This window comes from Amycolatopsis sp. NPDC024027, from assembly GCF_040638975.1.
Taxonomy (GTDB): domain Bacteria; phylum Actinomycetota; class Actinomycetes; order Mycobacteriales; family Pseudonocardiaceae; genus Amycolatopsis.
Genome location: NZ_JBEZYY010000005.1, coordinates 258672 through 277435 on the forward strand (window position 1 = coordinate 258672; position 18764 = coordinate 277435).

14 protein-coding genes are annotated in these 18764 nt (G+C 71.5%); 5 read left to right on the top strand and 9 right to left on the bottom strand.

Annotation, left to right across the window (positions count from 1 at the left end):
* Positions 1-117: 117 nt before the first annotated feature.
* Genes AB0F52_RS15610 through AB0F52_RS15625 form a run of 4 tightly spaced genes read right to left on the bottom strand, consistent with a single transcriptional unit; the run spans position 118 to position 5521 of the window.
* Positions 118-1770 carry an ABC transporter ATP-binding protein gene (locus tag AB0F52_RS15610; protein ID WP_360170285.1) on the bottom strand — a complete coding sequence of 551 codons (1653 nt, stop codon included), beginning with the start codon at positions 1768-1770 and terminating at the stop codon, positions 118-120.
* A complete protein-coding gene (locus AB0F52_RS15615; protein ID WP_360170288.1) occupies positions 1767-2663 on the bottom strand; it encodes an ABC transporter permease in 897 nt (298 codons plus the stop codon). The genes AB0F52_RS15610 and AB0F52_RS15615 overlap by 4 nt, the downstream gene beginning before the upstream one ends.
* On the bottom strand, positions 2660-3685 hold the full coding sequence (locus AB0F52_RS15620) for an ABC transporter permease (protein ID WP_360170291.1): 1026 nt from the start codon (positions 3683-3685) through the stop codon (positions 2660-2662). The genes AB0F52_RS15615 and AB0F52_RS15620 overlap by 4 nt, the downstream gene beginning before the upstream one ends.
* A gap of 3 nt (positions 3686-3688) precedes the next feature.
* Complete coding sequence (locus tag AB0F52_RS15625) at positions 3689-5521, bottom strand: ABC transporter substrate-binding protein (RefSeq protein ID WP_360170294.1); 1833 nt, start codon at positions 5519-5521, stop codon at positions 3689-3691.
* A 181-nt stretch (positions 5522-5702) separates the two neighbouring features.
* On the opposite strand from AB0F52_RS15625, the gene AB0F52_RS15630 reads away from it, so the two are divergent.
* Both AB0F52_RS15630 and AB0F52_RS15635 read left to right on the top strand, forming a co-directional pair.
* The gene (locus AB0F52_RS15630) at positions 5703-6530 is read left to right on the top strand and encodes a M55 family metallopeptidase (protein WP_360170297.1); all 828 of its coding nucleotides are present in this window, start codon (positions 5703-5705) and stop codon (positions 6528-6530) included.
* The gene (locus AB0F52_RS15635) at positions 6523-7821 is read left to right on the top strand and encodes a M20/M25/M40 family metallo-hydrolase (protein WP_360170300.1); all 1299 of its coding nucleotides are present in this window, start codon (positions 6523-6525) and stop codon (positions 7819-7821) included. Before AB0F52_RS15630 ends, AB0F52_RS15635 begins: the two co-directional genes overlap by 8 nt.
* Here AB0F52_RS15635 and AB0F52_RS15640 read toward each other — a convergent pair.
* Positions 7818-8543, bottom strand: a complete 726-nt coding sequence (locus tag AB0F52_RS15640; RefSeq protein WP_360170303.1) for a dienelactone hydrolase family protein — start codon at positions 8541-8543, stop codon at positions 7818-7820. The two genes, AB0F52_RS15635 and AB0F52_RS15640, sit on opposite strands and share 4 nt — an antisense overlap.
* Positions 8544-8567: 24 nt before the next feature.
* Entirely contained in the window at positions 8568-9542 is a 975-nt protein-coding gene (locus tag AB0F52_RS15645; protein ID WP_360170306.1) for a zinc-binding dehydrogenase, read from the bottom strand.
* 54 nt (positions 9543-9596) lie between these two features.
* On the opposite strand from AB0F52_RS15645, the gene AB0F52_RS15650 reads away from it, so the two are divergent.
* Entirely contained in the window at positions 9597-10358 is a 762-nt protein-coding gene (locus tag AB0F52_RS15650) for a helix-turn-helix transcriptional regulator (protein WP_360170309.1), read from the top strand.
* Here AB0F52_RS15650 and AB0F52_RS15655 read toward each other — a convergent pair.
* Together AB0F52_RS15655 and AB0F52_RS15660 are read right to left on the bottom strand one after the other, a co-directional pair.
* On the bottom strand, positions 10348-10992 hold the full coding sequence (locus AB0F52_RS15655; RefSeq protein ID WP_360170312.1) for a methyltransferase domain-containing protein: 645 nt from the start codon (positions 10990-10992) through the stop codon (positions 10348-10350). The genes AB0F52_RS15650 and AB0F52_RS15655 overlap by 11 nt on opposite strands.
* Before the next feature lie 42 nt (positions 10993-11034).
* Entirely contained in the window at positions 11035-12690 is a 1656-nt protein-coding gene (locus AB0F52_RS15660; RefSeq protein ID WP_360170315.1) for a tannase/feruloyl esterase family alpha/beta hydrolase, read from the bottom strand.
* A 149-nt stretch (positions 12691-12839) separates the two neighbouring features.
* On the opposite strand from AB0F52_RS15660, the gene AB0F52_RS15665 reads away from it, so the two are divergent.
* A complete protein-coding gene (locus AB0F52_RS15665) occupies positions 12840-17165 on the top strand; it encodes a GH92 family glycosyl hydrolase (protein WP_360170318.1) in 4326 nt (1441 codons plus the stop codon).
* Between the two features lie 143 nt (positions 17166-17308).
* Here AB0F52_RS15665 and AB0F52_RS15670 read toward each other — a convergent pair whose 3' ends face one another.
* On the bottom strand, positions 17309-18253 hold the full coding sequence (locus AB0F52_RS15670) for a WYL domain-containing protein (protein WP_360170321.1): 945 nt from the start codon (positions 18251-18253) through the stop codon (positions 17309-17311).
* Positions 18254-18346: 93 nt separating this feature from the next.
* Between AB0F52_RS15670 and AB0F52_RS15675 the strand changes: the two genes are divergently transcribed.
* Positions 18347-18742 (top strand): RidA family protein, encoded by a 396-nt coding sequence (locus AB0F52_RS15675; RefSeq protein ID WP_360170786.1) that lies wholly within the window; start codon positions 18347-18349, stop codon positions 18740-18742.
* Positions 18743-18764 lie beyond the last annotated feature (22 nt).

Here is an 18764-nt window from a genome sequence, read left to right on the forward strand (position 1 = left end):
GGCGCCCCCCGGCCGGGGCGGGGTTGGGTGGCTGCACCCTTTTAACTCTGGGGCCACTTGGCGGCACCTACTCCCCCCCCCCCCCACCTCTACGGGGGCCGGAACCGGTGCCGCGGGTCAGGTTTCGACGGTGCGGTGCTGGAGGGTGCCGCCGGGGAGGGCGGCCAGGAGGGACTTCGTGTACTCGTGCCGCGGGTCGAGCAGGACCTGTTCGACGGTCCCGGTTTCGACGAGCTCGCCGCGGTACATCACGGCGACGCGGTCGGCGATGTTCCAGGCCAGGCCCAGGTCGTGGGTGATCACCAGCGCGGCGAGGCCGAGTTCGCGCCGCAGCCGCAGCAACAGGGCGAGGATCTCGCCGCGGACGGAGGCGTCGAGGGAGGCGACCGGTTCGTCGGCCACCACCACCGACGGTCCGAGCGCCAGCGCCCCGGCGATGACGACGCGCTGGCGCTGGCCGCCGGAGAGCTGGTGCGGGAGCCGGTCGGCGTACTTCGCGGCGGGCCGCAGCTCGGCGGCTTCCAGTGCCCGGTGGACGACGGCCCGCTCGTCGGCGAGCCGGTGGATCCGCGGGCCCTCGGCGACGGCCTCGTACACGGTGTGGGCCGGGTTGAGCGCACTCGTCGGGTCCTGCAGGACGAGCTGGACCTGACGGCGGTAGGCCTTGAGCCCGGCCCCGCCGGTGGGCACGGGTTTCCCGGCGTAGCGGACGACGCCGGAGTCGGGCTTCTGCAGCCCCAGCAGGGTGCGGGCGAGGGTGGTCTTGCCGGAGCCGGACTGGCCGACCAGGGCGACGATCTCGTCGCGGGACACCGTCAGGTCCACCCCGGCGACGGCGTCGATGCGGTTGCCGGTGCGGTCGCGGAAGGACACGCGCAGGTTCTCGGCGGCCAGCAGCGGCTCGCCGGTGGGGGCGCGGTCCGCGGGTTCGGGTGGGAGGGGGGTGCTGGTGGCCGGGGCGAAGCGGGACACCGGGTCGCCGACCGTCGGGAACGCCGCGGCGAGCGCTCGCGTGTGGTCGTGGCGGGGCGAGCCCATCACCTGGGCGCTGGGGCCTTCTTCGACGATCTGCCCGTCGTACATGACGGCGATGCGTTCGCAGGTGGCGGCGAGCACGGACAGGTCGTGGCTGATCATGATCAGGCCGATGCGCTGTTCGGCGACCAGCTTGGTGAGCAGGGCGAGGACCTGGGCCTGGACGATGACGTCGAGGGCGGTGGTCGGCTCGTCGGCGATGATCAGCCGGGGCGAGCAGGCCAGGGCCATGGCGATCATGACGCGCTGCTTCTGCCCGCCGGACAGCTCGTGGGGGTAGGCGCCGGCCCGGCTCGGGGGCAGGTCGACCTGGGTGAGCAGTTCGGCGACGCGCGTGCCGACCTGCGCGTCGGTGAGGGCCTTCCCGGCCGGTGCGTGCAGCCGCAGCGGTTCGGCGATCTGCTCGCCGATCTTGCGGACGGGGTTGAGCGCGTGCATGGCGCCCTGGAAGACCACCGACGCCTCGGCCCAGCGGACCGCGCGCAGCCGGCCCCACTTCATGGTGGTGACGTCTTCGCCGTCGAGGAGGATCTCGCCGGTGATCTTGGCCGTGCGCGGCAGCAGCCGCAGCACGCTCATCGCGACGGTGGACTTGCCCGAGCCGGACTCGCCGGCGACGCCGAGGGTGCCGCCGGGGTCGAGGGTGAGGTCGACGCCGCGGACGGCGGGCACGTCGGTGTCCCCCACGGCGTAGGTGACGTTGAGGTCGTGGATCTGCAGCAGCGGGGCGGTCACTTCTTCAACCTCGGGTTGAACACGGTCTCCAGGCCCCGGCCGACCAGGGTGAAGCAGAGGACGACGAGGACGATGGCGATGCCGGGCGGGAGCACGTTCCACCAGGCGCCGCGGCTGATGGCGCCGTTGTTGAGCGCGGTTTCCAGCACCAGGCCCCAGGTGATGGAGTTGGGGTCGCCGACGCCGAGGAAGGACAGGGTCGCGTCGGCGATGACGGCGTTGCCGACGACGAGGGTGGTGTTGGCCAGCACCAGCGGCATCACGCCGGGCAGGACGTGCCGGCCGATGATGTGCAGGTGGCCGCCGCCGAGGGCGTGGGCCCGCTCGATGTAGGACCGGCTCTCGATGGTGAGGGTCTGGGAGCGGACGAGCCGGGCGGTACCGGGCCAGGCGGTGAGGCCGATGGCGATGATGATCGTGCCGACGCCCTTGGGCAGGACCGCCGAGAGCGCGATGGCGAGGATCAGCGAGGGCAGGACCAGGAAGAAGTCGGTGAACCGCAGCAGGGTCGCCGACACCCAGCCGCCGAAGTGGGCGGCGGCGACGCCGATCAGGGTGCCGATGACCACCGACAGCAGCGCGGCGGAGAAGCCGACGAGCAGGGAGATCCGGGTGCCCCAGACGGTCATCAGCAGCACCGAGCGGCCGAAGTTTTCGGTGCCGAGCCAGAACTCGCCGCTCGGCGGGGACAGTGGCTGCCCGGTGGCCTTGGTGACCTCGAGGCCGCTCTCGTCGCTGATCAGCGGCAGGAGCAGGGCGACGAGCACGGTGGCCCCGAGCAGGACGAGCCCGGCGAGCGCGCCGCGCTGGCCGGCGAACTCGCGCCAGGACCTGGCCAGCGACGCGCGGCGACGGGCCCAGGCGATCTGCCGGGGCGTCTCGGCGGTGGTCATGAGGCACGCACCCTGGGGTCGAGCACGCGGTAGAGCAGTTCCGCGAGCAGGTTCATCAGCACCACCGCGCCGGTCAGCACGGTGAACACGCCCTGCAGCACCGGCAGGTCGGGCCCGTGCAGGGCGTCGTAGATCAGCTGGCCCAGGCCGGGCCAGCTGAACACGGCTTCGACGGTGACCGCGCCGGCCAGCACCGAACCGAACTGCATGAACACCAGCGTGGTGGTGGGCAGCAGGGCGTTGGGGACGGCGTGGCGGCGGCGGACGAGGTCGTCGCGCAGGCCCTTGGCGCGCGCGGTGGTGAGGTAGTCGGCGTTCATCTCCCCCAGCAGCGACGACCGCATGATCAGCATGTACTGGGCGTAGAACACCGCCACCAGCGTGACGCACGGCAGCACCAGGTGGTGCAGGACGTCGAGGGCCTGGGAGAGGAAGTCCGGGGCGGCGTCCGGGGAGTGCATGCCGCGGCTGGGGAACAGGCCGTTGGTCACCACGAGCAGCATCAGGCCGAGCCAGAACTGCGGGACCGACCAGAGGGTCAGCGCGAGCCCGGTCTGGGTCCGGTCGAAGAGGCTGTCGCGGCGCCAGCCGGCGCGGATGCCCAGCCACAGCCCGAGCACGATGGCGAGCAGGGTGGCGCTGCCGACGAGCAGGATGGTCGGCCAGAGCCGTTCGCCGATCATGTCCGCGACCGGGCGGCCGTTGTTGAGCAGCCGGGATTCGCCGAGGTCGCCGTGCAGCAGGTCCCGGAAGTAGTTGCCGAACTGGACGAGCACGGGCTTGTCGACGCCCATTTTTTCGCGCAGTTCGGCGATCATCTGGGGGCTGGTCGGGTGGTCGCGGGTCATGGCGGCGACCGCGTCGCCGGGCAGCATCCGGAAGAGGAAGAAGAACAGCACGATCACCAGCACGATGCTGATCAGCGCTTCGAGGAGCTTCTTGAGCACGAACCGGGCCGTGCCGGTCCCGCCGCGGTGCTCGTCGGGGTCGACGAGCACCGCGGCCTGGTCGGGGGTGGTCATGTCTTACTCGCGGTCCTCTGCGGTCTTGCCGCGGCGGCCGAGCATGATGCCGCCGCCGACGAGGACCACCACGACGACCGCGCCGAGGACGATCCACAGCACGGTGTTGCCGCTGCCGGAGTCGGCGGCGTTCGTGGTGCCGGCCGGGGTGGCGCCGTAGACGCCCCAGTAGCCGGTCTGTTCGAGGATGGCGCCCTTGGGCTGCGGCTGGGTGGTGAAGCCGGAGAACTTGTCGGAGCGGTAGGCCTCGAGGGCGTTCTGGTAGTCGAGCACGATGGTCGGGAACTGGCTGTAGAGCCGGGCCTGGGCCTGCTTGACGTACCCGGCGCGCTTGGCGTCGTCGGTCTCGGTGAGCTGCTTCTTGTACAGGTCGTCGTAGGCGGCGTCGCAGAAGAACGTGTCGGTGCTGCCGCCCTTGCCGTCCGGGCTGGGCCGTGCGCCGCAGGTGTGCAGCGACAGCGCGTAGTCCGGGTCGGGGTTGGTGCCGTAGCCGCCGATGGCGAGGTCGTACTTGCCGGCCTGGGTCCGGTCGGACAGTTCGTCGTCGGAGACGAGGTCCTGCTTGACGGTGATGCCGATGTCCTTGAGCCAGCCGGTGACGTACTGGGCGACGCCCTGGTCGTAGCTGCGGTTGGCGTGGCCGGTGAGGCGCAGTTCCAGCTTGGCGCCGCCGGGGGCGGTGCGGACGCCGTCGGGGCCCTTCGGGTAGCCGGCCTGGTCGAGGGTCGCGTTGGCGGCGGCGAGGTCGAACTTGACCTTCTCGGCGGCGCTGGGGTCCCAGTGGTAGGCGGCGTAGACGGGGGGTACGACGCCGCCGCCGACCTGGCCGAGGCGCTTGAGGACCTTGTCGACGATTGCCTGGGTGTCCACGGCCTGCGTGATGGCCTTGCGGAGGTTGATGTCCTTGAGGACCGGGTTGCCGTCCCCGATGGGGTTGTTCGCGTTGTCGGTGACGCCGAAGTTGATCGACAGCTCGTCGTAGCGGCGGCCGGGGGCGGCGTTGGTGGTGATGCCCTGCTGGCCCTTCAGCGCGTCGAACTGGTTGGGGTTGAGCCGGTTGATGACGTCGACTTCGCCCTGCTTGAGCGCGTTGACCGCGGCCTCGCTGTCCTTGAACTGCAGCAGCTGCAGTTCGTCGACCTTGGGCGCGCCGCGCCAGTAGTCCTTGTTGGCCTTGAACTTGACGTACTCGTTCGGCTTGTACTCGGTGAGCTGGTACGGGCCGTCGGAGACGCCGGCGACGGCGAGGGTGTCGGTCGAGGCGTCCTTGAGGTCCTTGATCGGCTCCCAGATGTGCTGGGGCACGATCGGCACGTCGAGCAGGTTCATGTTGACCTGCACGGTCTTGGTCTTGATGACGAGGGTGGTGTCGTCGGGGGCGGTGACCGTCTCGAAGTTGGCCACGTAGTTGCCGTTGGCGGTGCGGGCGTTCTCGTCGTCGAGCATGCGGTTGAAGGTGAAGGCCGCGTCCTTGGCGGTCACCGGCTGCCCGTCGCTCCACTTGACGCCGCTGCGGATCTTGAACGTCCAGGTGAGCTTGTCCGGCGACGGGGTCCACGACTCGGCGAGCGCGGGCGAGGCTTCGGCCTTTTCCGCGTTCGGGATGGTCAGGAACTCGAAGGTGAACCGGCCGATCTGCGTGGACGCCGACAGCGCGGCGGTGAAGGGGTTCAGGTGGTCGATGCCGGTGGTGAGCGCGACCCGCAGCACCTTGCCCTGCTGGGCCTGGGCGGGAACGGCGAGCGGGATCGCCGCCAGTGTCGCGGCCGCGACGACCGCGCCCACCCGGGCGAACCGCCCGCACCTGTGTTGGAACTGCACCGAAAACCACCCCATCATTCGCTGGTGAGCCTCCCCAAGGACGAGAAGTAACCACATACCGGGACAACCGCGCAATATGTTGCCGCCTCGGCAGGTGCCCGATCGTTATCGACCCGCCGATCGTGACGCTGCGTGATATTCGGCCCTGGGGGCGTTTCGCGTCCGGAGGGCGGGCGCGCTGGCTAGAGTGCCCGGCATGCGCATCCTGATTTCGGCGGACATGGAGGGCGCCACCGGCGTCACCTGGACCGACGACGTCGTGCCCGGTTCGCCGCAGTGGGACCGCTTCCGGCGGTTGTTCACCGGCGACGTCAACGCGGTGCTGGCCGGGCTGTACGAGGCCGGGGCGAGTGATGTGCTGGTCAACGAAGCCCATTCGTCGCAGCGGAACCTGCTGCTGGAGGAGCTCGACCCGCGGGCGCGGATGCTCACCGGGCGGCACAAGCCGCTGTCGATGATGCAGGGCGTCGATTCCGGTGTGGACGGTGTGGTGTTCCTCGGCTACCACGCCGGCGCGGGCTTCGACGGGGTGCTCTCCCACACCTACCTGGAGAACCAGATCACCGGGGTGTGGCTGGACGACGTCCCGGCGAGCGAGGGCCGGCTGAACGCGGGCATGGCCGCGGAGTACGGCGTCCCTGTCCTGCTCGTTTCGGGTGACGACAAAACGTGTGACGACGCCCGTGATTACGCTCCGGAGGCGGAGCTGGTCCAGGTGAAGGAATGCGTGAGCCGGTACGCGGCGATCTGCCTGCCGCCCGCGCGCACGGCGGAGCTGCTGACCGGCGCCGCGGCCGACGCCATGGCCCGCGCCGGGCGGGAAGACCGCCGGGTGGGCGCGCACCGGATCGAGGTGGAGTTCGACGCGAGCCACCTGGCGCAGTCGACGGCGGTGATCCCGACGGTGGAGCAGATCGGGACGCGGCGGGTCGGGTTCGACGCGCCGACCATGACCGAGGCGATGAAGTGTTTCAAGGTCGTCACGGCGATCGCGGCGGGGGCGGTGCAGGGTATCTATGGCTGACGTCGTCGAGCTGTGCGCGGACCTGATCCGGTTCGACACGACCAACCGCGGCGGGAACGACGCCGAGCCGGAGCGGCCGGCGGCGGAGTACGTGGCCGCGTTCCTGGACGGCCTGGGCATCCCGTCGCGGATCCTCGAGGCCGCGCCGGGGCGGGCCAGCGTGATCGCGCGGGTGCCGGGCACCGATCCGTCGCTGCCCGCGCTGCTGGTGCAGGGGCACCTGGACGTCGTTCCGGCGGACGCGGCGGACTGGTCGGTGCCGCCGTTCGCCGGGGAGGTGCGCGACGGGTACCTGTGGGGCCGCGGCGCGACCGACATGAAGGACTTCGTGGCGATGGTGCTCGCGGCGCTGGCCGGCGGGGCGCGGCCGCGGCGCGAGCTGGTGCTGGCGTTCGTCGCCGACGAGGAGGACCGCGGCGACTGGGGTGCGCACTGGCTGGTCGCCCGGCACCCGGAGCTGTTCGACGGCTGCGTCGCGGCGATCAGCGAGTCGGGCGGCTACACCTACCACGTGCCCGCCGCCGACGGCCGTGACGTGCACCTGTACCCGGTCGGGACGGCCGAGCGCGGGACCGCCCACCTGCGGCTGACCGCGCGGGGCCGGGCCGGGCACGGGTCGCGGCCGAACGACGAGAACGCCGTCACCCGGCTGGTGGGTGCGCTGCACCGGATCGCCGCGCACCGGTGGCCGGTGTCGCTGACCCCGGCGGTGCGGGCGTTCCTGGAGCGGACCGGCGCGGCGCTGGGTGTCCCGGTCGAGCTGTCCTCTTCGGACGGCGTGGACGCGGCGGTGGCCGCGCTGGGCCCGGCCGGTGGGCTGGTGCTGCCCACGATCCGCAACAGCACGACCCCGACGATGCTGGCCGCGGGGTACAAGGTGAACGTGATCCCGTCGACGGCGACCGCCCAGGTCGACGTGCGGGTGCTGCCGGGCACCGAGGAGTCGTTGTTCGCCGCGCTGGACGAGCTGCTCGGCGAAGGCGTGACGCGGGAGTTCGTCGCGCACCAGCCGCCGGTGCAGGCACCGGTGGATTCCCCGTGGTTCGCCTCGATGGCGCAGGCTCTGCGGGCGGAGGATCCCGAGGCCGTGGTGGTGCCGTACTGCCTGGGCGGCGGGACGGACGCGAAGGCGTTCGCGCAGCTGGGGATCGACTGCTACGGCTTCGCGCCGTTGTGGCTGCCGAAGGGGTTCCCGTACCGGGCGATGGCGCACGGGGTGGACGAGCGGGTGCCGGTGGCGGGCCTGCACTTCGGCACCCGCGTCCTGGCCCGGTTCCTGGAGAACTGCTAGAGGGCGCGGTCGAGCAGTGCCAGCAGGCTGTCCCAGTGGTGTCGCAGGCCGGCGGGGTCGAAGGCGTCGGTGTCGGCCATGGTGAAGCCGTGGACGGTGCCGGGGTAGATCTCGGAGGTGTACTCGAGCCCCGCGGCGTCCAGGGTCTTGTTGAGCTCGCCGAGCGCTTCGGGTGTCAGGTCGGATTCGGCGTGACCGAAGTGGGTTCGGGCGGTGAGCCGCTGCAGGCTGCCGGGTCCGGCGGCGCCCACGGGAGCGTGGAATCCGGCGAGGGCGGCCACCCGGCCGGGGTGGGCCGCGGCGGTGTGCGTCGCCAGGAGGCCGCCGATGCAGTACCCGGTCACTGCGACCGGGCCGGGGGCGACCTCGGGGCGGGTGGTGAGGAACTCGAGGTAGGCGTCGGCGTCCCGCAGGATCCGTTCGGTGGTGTGCGCCTCGATCATGGGCATCAGCTCGGCGAAGATCGCGGGCCGGGCTTCTTCCCCGATGTGGTCGGGGAGCTCGAGCACCGGCGCCGGGCCGTGGCGGTAGAAGATGTTGGGGACGAGCACGAAGTACCCGTGACCGGCCAGTTCTTCGGCCATTTCCCGCAGGACGGGCCGGCTGCCGAAGCCGTCCGGGTACATCAGCACTCCGGGGTGGCGTTCGCCTTCGCCGGGGAACGCGGCGAAGGCGTCGGCCTGGCCGTCCGCGGTGGGGATCTGCAGTGACTGGGTGGGCATGATGGCCGAGCCTAGGCCACCGGATCAGGGCACGACGACGAGTTTCCCGGTGGCGCGGTCGTCCTCCATGTACCGGTGGGCGGTGGCGATCTCCCCCAGGGGGAAGACCCGGTCGACGTGCGGGTGGTAGGTGCCGGCTTCGACTTCGGCGACGATCCGCTGCAGCAGGGCCGTGCTGCCCTTGCGGTCGTCGCTGTGGAAGGCGGTGAGCTTGGTGCCGGACGGGATCTTGGCGATCGGCTCGAAGTCCGGGACGATCCAGCCGCTGAGCGAACCGGCCACGCACACCGTGCCACCCCGGCGGACCAGGCGCAGGGAGTCCACGGCCGTGCGGGCGCCGACGAGGTCGAGGACCCAGTCCGGGCCCTCGGGCCAGAGTTCCGGCAGGCCGGCCAGCGGGCCGCCGTCGTCGTCGTCGATGAGAACGTGGCCGGCGGTCAGGGCGGCCGCCTTGTCCGGCCGGCGGGTGGTGGCGGCGACCTCCAGGCCGTGGCCGGCCGCGATCGAGGCGGCGGCCAGCCCGACCGACGACGTGCCGCCGCGGATCAGCAGCCGGCCGTGGCTGCCCGGGCCGATGCCGAGCGCGTCGAGTGCGCCCTGCGCGGTCAGGTAGGTCTCGGGGAGCGCGGCCAGCACGTCCCAGGGCAGGGTGGTGGTGACCGGCATCAGCAGCGGGTTCGGCAGCAGGGCGTATTCGGCGTAGCCGCCGTCGAAGGCGCGGCCCATCTCCCCCATCACCGCCGCGACCGTGGTGCCGTCCGGGAGCCGCGGGTCGGTCGAGGCGGCGACGGTCCCCACGCATTCGATCCCGAGCACCCGCGGGAAGACCACGTCCGGGGAGTGCCCTTGCCGGGTCCTGAGCTCCGATCGGTTCAGCCCGGTGCCCCGCACCCGCACCAGGCTCCAGCCGTCCCGGACCGCCGGGACCGGCACCTCGTGGATCTCCAGCACGTCCGGGCCGCCGGCGCGGACGCAAACCGCCGCTCGCATCGTCTTCATGCGTCCCACTGTCGTCGGCGCGGGCCTGGCCGACCACCGGTAGAATGCCAAGTCATGCCCATTGGCCGCCAAGCCTCGCCGGTCTCGCGGATCTGGCCGTCCGGCGGGGTGCACCTGTGGCCGCCGGGGGGAACCAGCGCGGCGGACGCCCACGAGCGCGGGCACCTGGTCTACGCCGCCCGGGGCGTCCTGTCGGTGCACACCGAGCGGGGCACGTCGATCGTCCCGGCGAACCGGGTGGCCTGGACGCCGGCCGGCTTCACCCACCGGCACCGCGCGCACGGCCACACCGACATGCGGATCGTGTTCCTGCCCGCGTCGCTGGCCCGGCTGGTGCCCGATCGGCCCGCGGTGTTCACCGCGTCGGGTCTCGCCCGTGAGGTGCTGCTCGCCCTCACCGGCCCGCGCGAGTACGACCGGGCCGCCGGTGCCCGCCTGCGCCGGGTGCTGGTCGACGACCTACGCGAAGCGCCCGAGCAGCCGTTGCACCTGCCCGAGCCGCGCGACGACCGGTTGCGGGCGATCGCGCGGAGGCTGTACGAGGAACCCGGGGACAACACCCCGCTGGCGGAGCTCGGGTCGCGGATCGGCGCCAGTGCGCGCACGCTGAGCCGGTTGTTCCGCGACGAGCTCGGCATGACGTTCCACGAGTGGCGCACCCAGGTGCGCGTCGGCCACGCGCTGATCCTGCTCGCCGACGGCCATGACACCGCGTACACGGCTCGCGCGTGCGGCTGGGCGAACCCGAGTCACTTCATCGCGGCGTTCACGGCCGTCGTGGGGACGACGCCCGGCCGGCATCGGGCTAACGGGTGAATGTGGCCCAGTAGCGGGCGCCGTCTCGGATGGTTTCCAGGCTGACCAGCCGGACGCCGTCCTGGGCGACGGATTCGATCTCGGCGCGGCTGAACGGCCACGGCGGGCTCTGCCAGTTCGCCATGTCCATGTTCTCTTCCGCCACCTCGCACACGATCGCCGTGCCGCCCGGGGCGAGGAACGAGGCCAGCGACGCACACGCCGCGGGGCGGAAGTCGCGGGGCATGGCCTGGATGTTCATCACCTCCACGACCAGGTCGAACGCCCGGGCCCACGCCGCCGGTGGGTTCAGCAGGTCCGCCACGACGTAGTCCACTGCCGACTCCGGGAACCGGGCGCGGGCAGCCGCCACCGCGGTCGGGGCGACGTCGAAGCCCGTCACGGCCCAGCCGTGGGCCGACAGCAGTTCCGAGTCGTCGCCGAGGGCGCTGCCGACGACCAGGGCGCGGCGGCCGGCTCCGGGGTGGGCCTCGGCCCAGGCCGCCAGGTCGATGCCCGGTTTGCCGCGGGTCCACGGGACCTCGGCCTCGCCGCGGGCGGCGGCGGTGTAGAGCTGGTCGAACCACCGGGTGGGGCTGCCTTCGGCGAGGGAGGCGCGGGCGAGTACGCGGTCGGCGGGTTCCGGCGTCGTCATGATCGTGACCCTAGCGGCGACGCCGGGACCCGCGGGACCGATTTACGGCGCGACCGGCCCCGGGAGGTCGTACAGCTTCTCCCCCGCCCAGTGGACGACGTCCCGGACCGGCGAGGACGGCGGTGCGGGACGGAAGTTGGCGGCGTCGTCGACGCTGCCGGTGCCGTCGTAGACCGCTCGCTGCGGGTAGGCGAACACCGGCCGGGTGCGGGTGACGGTGCCCGCGGCGTCGCGGCCGGTCGCGGTGACCCGGGTGGGGGTGGTGCCGCGTTCGACCCAGGCGACCAGTTCGCGCAGCGGGTCGAACTCGGTGAGCGTGGTGCCGCCGCCGCAGTGGTAGAGCGACGGGACCATGAACAGCCGGGCCCAGTCCTGCGGACGGCCGTGGGTGAGCCGCTGGTAGTAGTCGAGGGTGCCGGCCGGCGGGATGGCTTCGTCGTTCCAGCCGTGCCAGAGCAGGAGCTTGCCGCCGCGCCGGTGGAACGCCGACAGGTCGGGGCTCATCGCGTTGTAGCGGACGCCGACCCGGGTGAGCCGGTCGAATTCCGCCTGGGTGAAGGCGAAGGTGTCGACGGTGGCGGCCGGCGCGCCGATCGGGTAGCCGAGGTAGCGCAGGTAGTTGTCGGCGAGGTTGCGGGCGAAGGCGAAGCCGCCGGTCTCCGGGGTGGCGATGATCCACCCGGCCCAGGACAGCTCCGACCCGGGCAGCTGGCCGCCGGGGTAGAGCAGCGTGCCGTGGGCGTCGGCGGGCGGCGAGTACAGCCGGCGGGTCGCGGCGACCTGGTCCGGGGTGAGGCAGGCCGGGCTGTCGCCGTCGGGGCAGGTCAGTGCCGCGGGGTCGAAGTGGCAGGCGCGGGGGTCGTCGAGCTGGCCGTCGGCGAGCCCGTCGAGGCGGTCGCAGGCGGCGAGGACGGCGTTGTGCAGGGCGGGCAGTTTGGCGGCGGTGAGGATGGGGCTGCCGTCGGCGGCGGTGTTCGCCCGCGCGAGCCAGGTCTGGTAGACCCCGAGCAGCGGGCTCCAGGAGTTCGCGGGTGCGCCGGCGTCGATGCCGTCGAAGTCCGCCGGGTAGCGCTGGGCGAGCTGGAGGCCTTCGCGGCCGCCGTCGGAGCAGCCGCTGAAGTAGGACTTGCGCGGCGGGGCGCCGTAGAAGGCCTGGATGATCGCCTTCGAGGCGCGGGAGACGACGTGGGGTGCGCGGAATTCGAGGTCGTTGCGGGCCGCTTGGTCGTGTGCGCCCCAGCTGCCGTCGTCGACGACGGCGGGGGTCTTGCCGATGTGCCCGTCGTCGGTGGCCGCGACGGCGACGTCACCGCCGTGGGGCAGGCCGCAGTCGGCGAAGGCGGGCGGGTTGACCAGGCCGCAGAAGCCGCCGCAGCCGTACTGCAGGTAGCGCCCGGCGTAGGTCTTGGTGGGCAGGCGCAGCTCGAACCGGACGGCGGGTTCGACGTAGCCCTGCACACCGCAGTGTTCGGGGTCGGTGCCGGTGGCCGCGACGACGGTGGCCACCGTGACGTGCGTGGCGGCCCCCGGGAGGGCGAACCCGCGGGCGAGGTCGGTGCAGGCGGTCACCGGCCGAATGATCGATTCCGGGGCTGCGACGGCGATGGCGGGGACGAACGTGGCCGCGGGAGCAGGGGCGAACGCGGCGGTGGCGAGGGTCAGCGCGGTGATGGCGGTGAAGATCTTCAGCGGTCTCATCCGTCCCCCGTTTTTCCGCGTTGTCTGATTCCGGCCAGGTTTGGCGACCGGTCTTGACATCGATGTCACCCGCGCGTTTCCCTTCCTTGGCGCCGCCGGTCCCCGCCTGCGCGCGCTGCTGAAATCCGCCCTCCGAGCTTGGAGCAACGATGCCCCGAAGCGCCAGACCCCCGGTCGCTTTCCTGGTGACCGCCGCCGTGGTCGCCGCCGGCCTGGTCGCCCTCCCCGCGGCCTCGTCCGCCGCCGAAGACGCCCTGCCCGCCGACTTTTCGTCCTCGTTCGAGGCCGGTGACGTCCAGCCGACGTGGACCGACACGGTCGACACCGACGCGGCGGGCAAGCCGCGTGCGTCCGGGATCAACGGCGCGAACGGTACCGCGATCCCCGGTGACATCCGCGGCAAGGTGACCGAAACCGGCGCCAGCAGCGAAAACAGCGGTGGCGGCGAAGTGGTGTCGAACCTCGTCGACGGGACGACCGACACCAAGTGGCTGTCGTGGGACCCGACGGCGTGGGCGCAGATCACGCTGACGGAGCCGACGTCGATCACGCACTACGCGATCTCCTCGGCCAACGACTTCGACAACCGCGACCCGAAGGACTGGACGCTGCAGGGCTCGAACGACGCGAGCGCCTGGACCGACCTGGACAAGCAGTCCGATCAGGCGTTCACCGCGCGGTTCCAGCAGAAGGACTACAAGCTGGCCGCGCCGACCGCGGCGTACAAGTACTTCCGGCTGGACGTCACCCGCAACAACGGGGGGCCGATCCTGCAGCTGTCGGAGCTGCTGCTGGCCAACGACGAGCCGGCGCCGCCGCCGCTGCCGAACATGCGCAGCTTCACCGACTCCGGGCCGACCAGCGGGTACACGAACAAGAACCGCGTCGGCTTCACCGGGCTCAAGGCGTTCCGCTACTCCGGCAGCCAGACCCAAGGCCACGGCTGGTCCTACAACAAGGTCTTCGACGTCGACATCCCGGTCGTGGCCACGACCGAGCTGACCTACAAGGTGCAGCCGCAGTTCATCACCGGTGACCTGAAGTACCAGAGCACGAACGTGGCGATCGACCTGGTCTTCACCGACGGCACCCGGCTGCGCGACCTGGGCGCGACCGACCAGTACGGGTTCCCGCTCACCCCGGAGGGCCAGGGCAAGAGCAAGGTCCTCTACACCAACCAGTGGAACCTGGTGCGCTCGGCGATCGGCACGGTGGCCAAGGGCAAGACCGTCGACCGGATCCTGGTCGGCTTCGACAACCCCGACGGCCCCGGCTCGCTGCAGGGCTGGCTGGACGACGTGAAGATCTCGGCGACGCCGACCCCGCCGGCCAGCACCCGCCCGACCGACAACGTCCTCACCACGCGCGGCACGATGGCCAACGGCACCTTCTCCCGCGGCAACAACTTCCCGGCCACGGCCGTGCCGCACGGGTTCAACTTCTGGACCCCGGTGACCGACGCGAACGCCGACAACGGCGACGTCCGGTGGATGTACAACTACCACAGCCAGAACAACGAGCAGAACCTGCCCGAGCTGCAGGCGTTCAGCGTCAGCCACGAGCCGAGCCCGTGGATGGGCGACCGGCAGACCTTCCAGGTGATGCCGTCCGCGGCCACCGGGGTGCCGGACGCGAACCGCGACGCCCGGGCGCTGGCGTTCAAGCACGACAACGAGACCGCTCGCGCGCACTACTACGGCGTGCAGTTCGAGAACGGGATCAAGACCGAGATCGCCCCGACCGACCACGCGGCGGTGTTCCGGTTCTCCTTCCCGGGCAGCGACTCCAGCCTGATCTTCGACAACTACAAGAACCAGGGCGGGCTGACGCTCGACACCGCGGGCGGCACGCTGTCGGGCTACACCGACGTCAAGAGCGGCCTGTCGGCCGGGGCGGGCCGGATGTTCGTCTACGCCACCTTCGACAAGCCGGTCACCGCGGGCGCCAAGCTCACCGGGCAGGGCCACGACGACGTGGCCGGCTACCTGCGGTTCGCCGCCGGCGCCGACAAGACCGTGACCATGCGGATCGCGACGTCGCTGATCAGCGTGGACCAGGCGAGGAAGAACCTGGCGCAGGAGATCGCGCCGACCGCGACCTTCGACTCCGTCCGCGACGCCGCGCAGCGGGTCTGGGACGACCAGCTGAAGGTGATCGAGGTCGAGGGCGCGTCGAAGGACCAGCTCACGACGCTGTACTCGAACCTGTACCGGCTGTTCCTCTACCCGAACTCCGCGTTCGAGAACACCGGCACGAACGAGAAGCCGAAGTACCAGTACGCGAGCTTCGTCTCGCCGAAGGCCGGGGCGGACACCCCGACGCAGACCGGGGCGAAGATCGTCGACGGCCAGACCTACGTCAACAACGGGTTCTGGGACACCTACCGCACGACGTGGCCGGCGTATTCGCTGCTCACCCCGGAGATGGCCGGGAAGATGGTCGACGGGTTCGTGCAGCAGTACCGCGACGGCGGCTGGATCTCGCGGTGGTCCTCGCCGGGCTACGCGGACCTGATGACCGGTACCAGCTCGGACGTGGCGTTCGCCGACGCCTACCTCAAGGGCGTGCGCAACTTCGACGTCAAGGCGTCCTACGACGCGGCGCTGAAGAACGCGACGGTGACCCCGCCGAACAACGCGGTCGGCCGCAAGGGCATCGACGAGGGCATCTTCCTCGGCTACTCGCCCAACACGGCCGACCACGGGTTCTCGTGGTCGATCGAGGGGTACGTCAACGATTTCGGCATCGCGAACCTGTCGAAGAAGCTCTACGACGAAGCCCCGGCCAGTGACCCGCGCAAGCAGGAGTACCTGTCGAACTACGAGTACTTCACCAGCCGCGCCCAGCAGTACGTGAACCTGTTCGACCCGAGTGTCGGGTTCTTCCAGGGCCGGGACGCGGCGGGCAAGTTCAGCCGGTCGCCGCAGGACTACGACCCGCGGGTGTGGGGCATCGACTACACCGAGACCAACGGCTGGGGCATGGCGTTTTCCGTGCCGCAGGACGGTCAGGGCCTGGCGAACCTCTACGGCGGCAAGGCGGGCCTGGCGAAGAAGCTGGACGCCTTCTTCGCCGACCAGGAGACGGCGAACTTCCCCGGCTCCTACGGTGGGGTGATCCACGAGATGCGGGAGGCCCGCGACGTCCGGATGGGCCAGCTCGGGCACTCCAACCAGGCCTCGCACCACACGCTCTACATGTACGACTACGCGGGCCAGCCGGCCAAGACGCAGGAGAAGGTCCGCGAGGCGCTCTCGCGGCTCTACACCGGCAGCGAGATCGGCCAGGGCTACGGCGGTGACGAGGACAACGGCGAGCAGTCGGCGTGGTGGACCTTCAGCGCGCTGGGCTTCTACCCGCTGCAGATGGGCAGCCCGGACTACGCGATCGGGTCGCCGCTGTTCAAGAAGGCGACGATCCACCTGGCCGGCGGCAAGGACCTGGTGATCAACGCGCCGAAGAACAGCGCCAAGAACGTCTACGTCCAGGGTGTGAAGGTCAACGGCAAGGCGTACTCCTCGACGTCGCTGCCGCACGAGCTGATCGCCCGCGGCGGGAAGATCGACTTCGACATGGGCCCGAACCCCTCGGCGTGGGGCACCGGCCCGAACGACGCGCCGAAGTCGATCACCCAGGGCGCCGGCGCGCCGGCGCCGCTGCACGACGAGACCGGTCCCGGCAAGGGCACGCTGTCCACTTCGGACGGCTCGGACGCGGCCGCGCTGGTGGACAACACCTCGCGCACCCAGGCCGCGGTCACGGGTGCCGTGCAGTACCAGCTGAACAACACCGATGAGGCCGTCACGAACTACACGCTGACGTCTCAGACCGGTGCGGGTGATCCGAAGAGCTGGGTGCTGAAGGGCTCCTACGACGGCAAGACGTGGGCGGTGGCCGACCGGCAGGAGAACCAGGCGTTCAGCTGGCGGCAGCAGACCCGGGCGTTCAAGGTGGCCGACCCGGCGCACTACACCCACTACCGGCTCGAGGTGACCGCGACCAGCACCGGCGCCCCGGCGCAGCTGGCCGAGTTCGAGCTGCTGGGCAAGCCGGACGCTTCCTGCACTCGCACGGTGACGGGCGTCCAGTCCGGTCCGCTGTCGATCACTTCGGGCACGGTGTGCCTGCAGGACGCGACCATCTCGGGGCCGGTCACGGTCGGTCCCGGAGCGTCGCTGATCGTCCGCGGCGGTCAGGTCAAGGGCCCGCTCGCGGCGACGGGTGCGGCTCAGGTGGTGCTGAACCGCACGAAGGTGGGCGGTCCGGTGGCGATCACGGGCGCGACCGGTCAGGTGTCGATCGAGCTGACCGACATCGGTGGCCCGGTGGCGTTGACCGGCAACCACGGGCCGGTGCTGACGTCCAGCACGGTCGGCGGCCCGCTGGCGTGCGCGGTGAACAACCCGGCGCCGACCGACCACGACCTGCCGAACGTCGTGCGCGGCCCGGTCGCCGGGCAGTGCACGACGATGTAGGTCCGCGGTAGTGCGGTGAGGGCCACCCCGAGTTGATCGGGGTGGCCCTCACCGTTTCCGGAGTTGCAGCCGGAACCGAATGCAGTGAATGACTCATTCCTGGCCTCCGACGCCAGGAATGAGTCATTCACTGCATCGCTGGGTCAGGGGGCGTCGGTGTAGCGGGTGGCGATCGCGCTCGCCCGTTCGCGCAGGGCCGTGCGCAGCGACTCCGGCGTCAGGGCTTCGGCGTCCGTGCCCAGCTGCCACAGCGCCCACTCCGCGTGCCACGCGTCCTGGTAGGTGACCTCGAGCCGCAGCCACCCGTCGTCCTCGGGTTCCTCCGCGCGGACCGCCACCGCCGCGCTCAGCAGATCCTCCCGGCGGGCCGGACGCACCCGGACCCGCACCGTCAGGTGGCCGTCGGCGAGGAAGGCGGCGCAGCGTTGCCGCCAGATGCGGTCCAGGTCGACCTCGCCCGGCCGCTCGGCCGGTTCGTCCAGCGATTCGGCGGCGAGGATTCGCGACAGCCGGTACGTCCGGTCCGCGCCCGCTCTGGTCGCCAGCAGGTAGCCGCGGTCGCGGACGGTGACCAGGCCGATCGGGTCCACCGTGCGCCACCGCGGCTCCTGGCCCGTGGCCGCGTAGTGCAGGCGCAGCCGGTGGCCGGCGAGGACCGCGCGGCGGACCTCGAGCATCGTCGCCGGGTCCACCTCCTCGGGCTCGGGACGGCGGGAAAGCAGGTCCGTCTCCGGCTCGACGAGGAAGCGCCCGGCCGTGACCACGTGGGTTTCGGGCAGCGCGTCGGCCACCTTGCGCACCGCCGACGCCAGTGCCGGGCCGAGGCCGAACGCGCGCCCGGTGGTCAGCAGGGCCAGGGCCTCGTCGTGGTTCAGCCCGGTGAGCTCGGTCCGGAAGCCGGGCAGCAGCGCGAACCCGCCGTACCGGCCGCGTTCGGCGTAGACCGGGACGCCGGCCGCCGACAGCGCGTCGATGTCGCGCAGCACCGTGCGGGTGGACACCTCCAGCTCGCGGGCCAGCGCGTCCGCGGTCGACCGGCCGCGCCGGCGGAGCAGCAGCACCAGGGAGACCAGCCGGTCGGCACGCACCTCGAGACCGTAGCGAATACACGACAGAGGATGTCGTGATTGGCCGGAAAGCTCCTCGGCGCAGTACTCGCAACGAACGGAGCTGATGTGGCACTGGAACGAACAGCGGTCAACCCGGTGACGTGGTCTCATGCGCTGGGCTTCAACCAGGGGGAGGTGGTCTCCGGGCAGACCCGCACCCTGTACTGCTCCGGGCAGACGTCGACGGACGCCGAAGGCAAGCCGCAGCACGAGGGTGACATCGCCGCCCAGCTCGCGGTGAGCCTGGACAACCTGGAAGCCGTGCTCGCCGAGGCAGGCATGTCTCTGGCGCATCTGGTCCGGCTCAACGTCTACACCACCGACGTCGACGGGCTGTTCCCGCACTACGGCGTGCTGGCGGCCCGGCTGGGTGCCGCCGGGGTGGCCCCCGCCACCACGATGCTCGGGGTGAGCCGGCTGGCGATCCCGGGCCAGCTGGTCGAGCTGGAGGGCACCGCCGTCGCCTGAAAAGGACACTGCTGCCCGCACC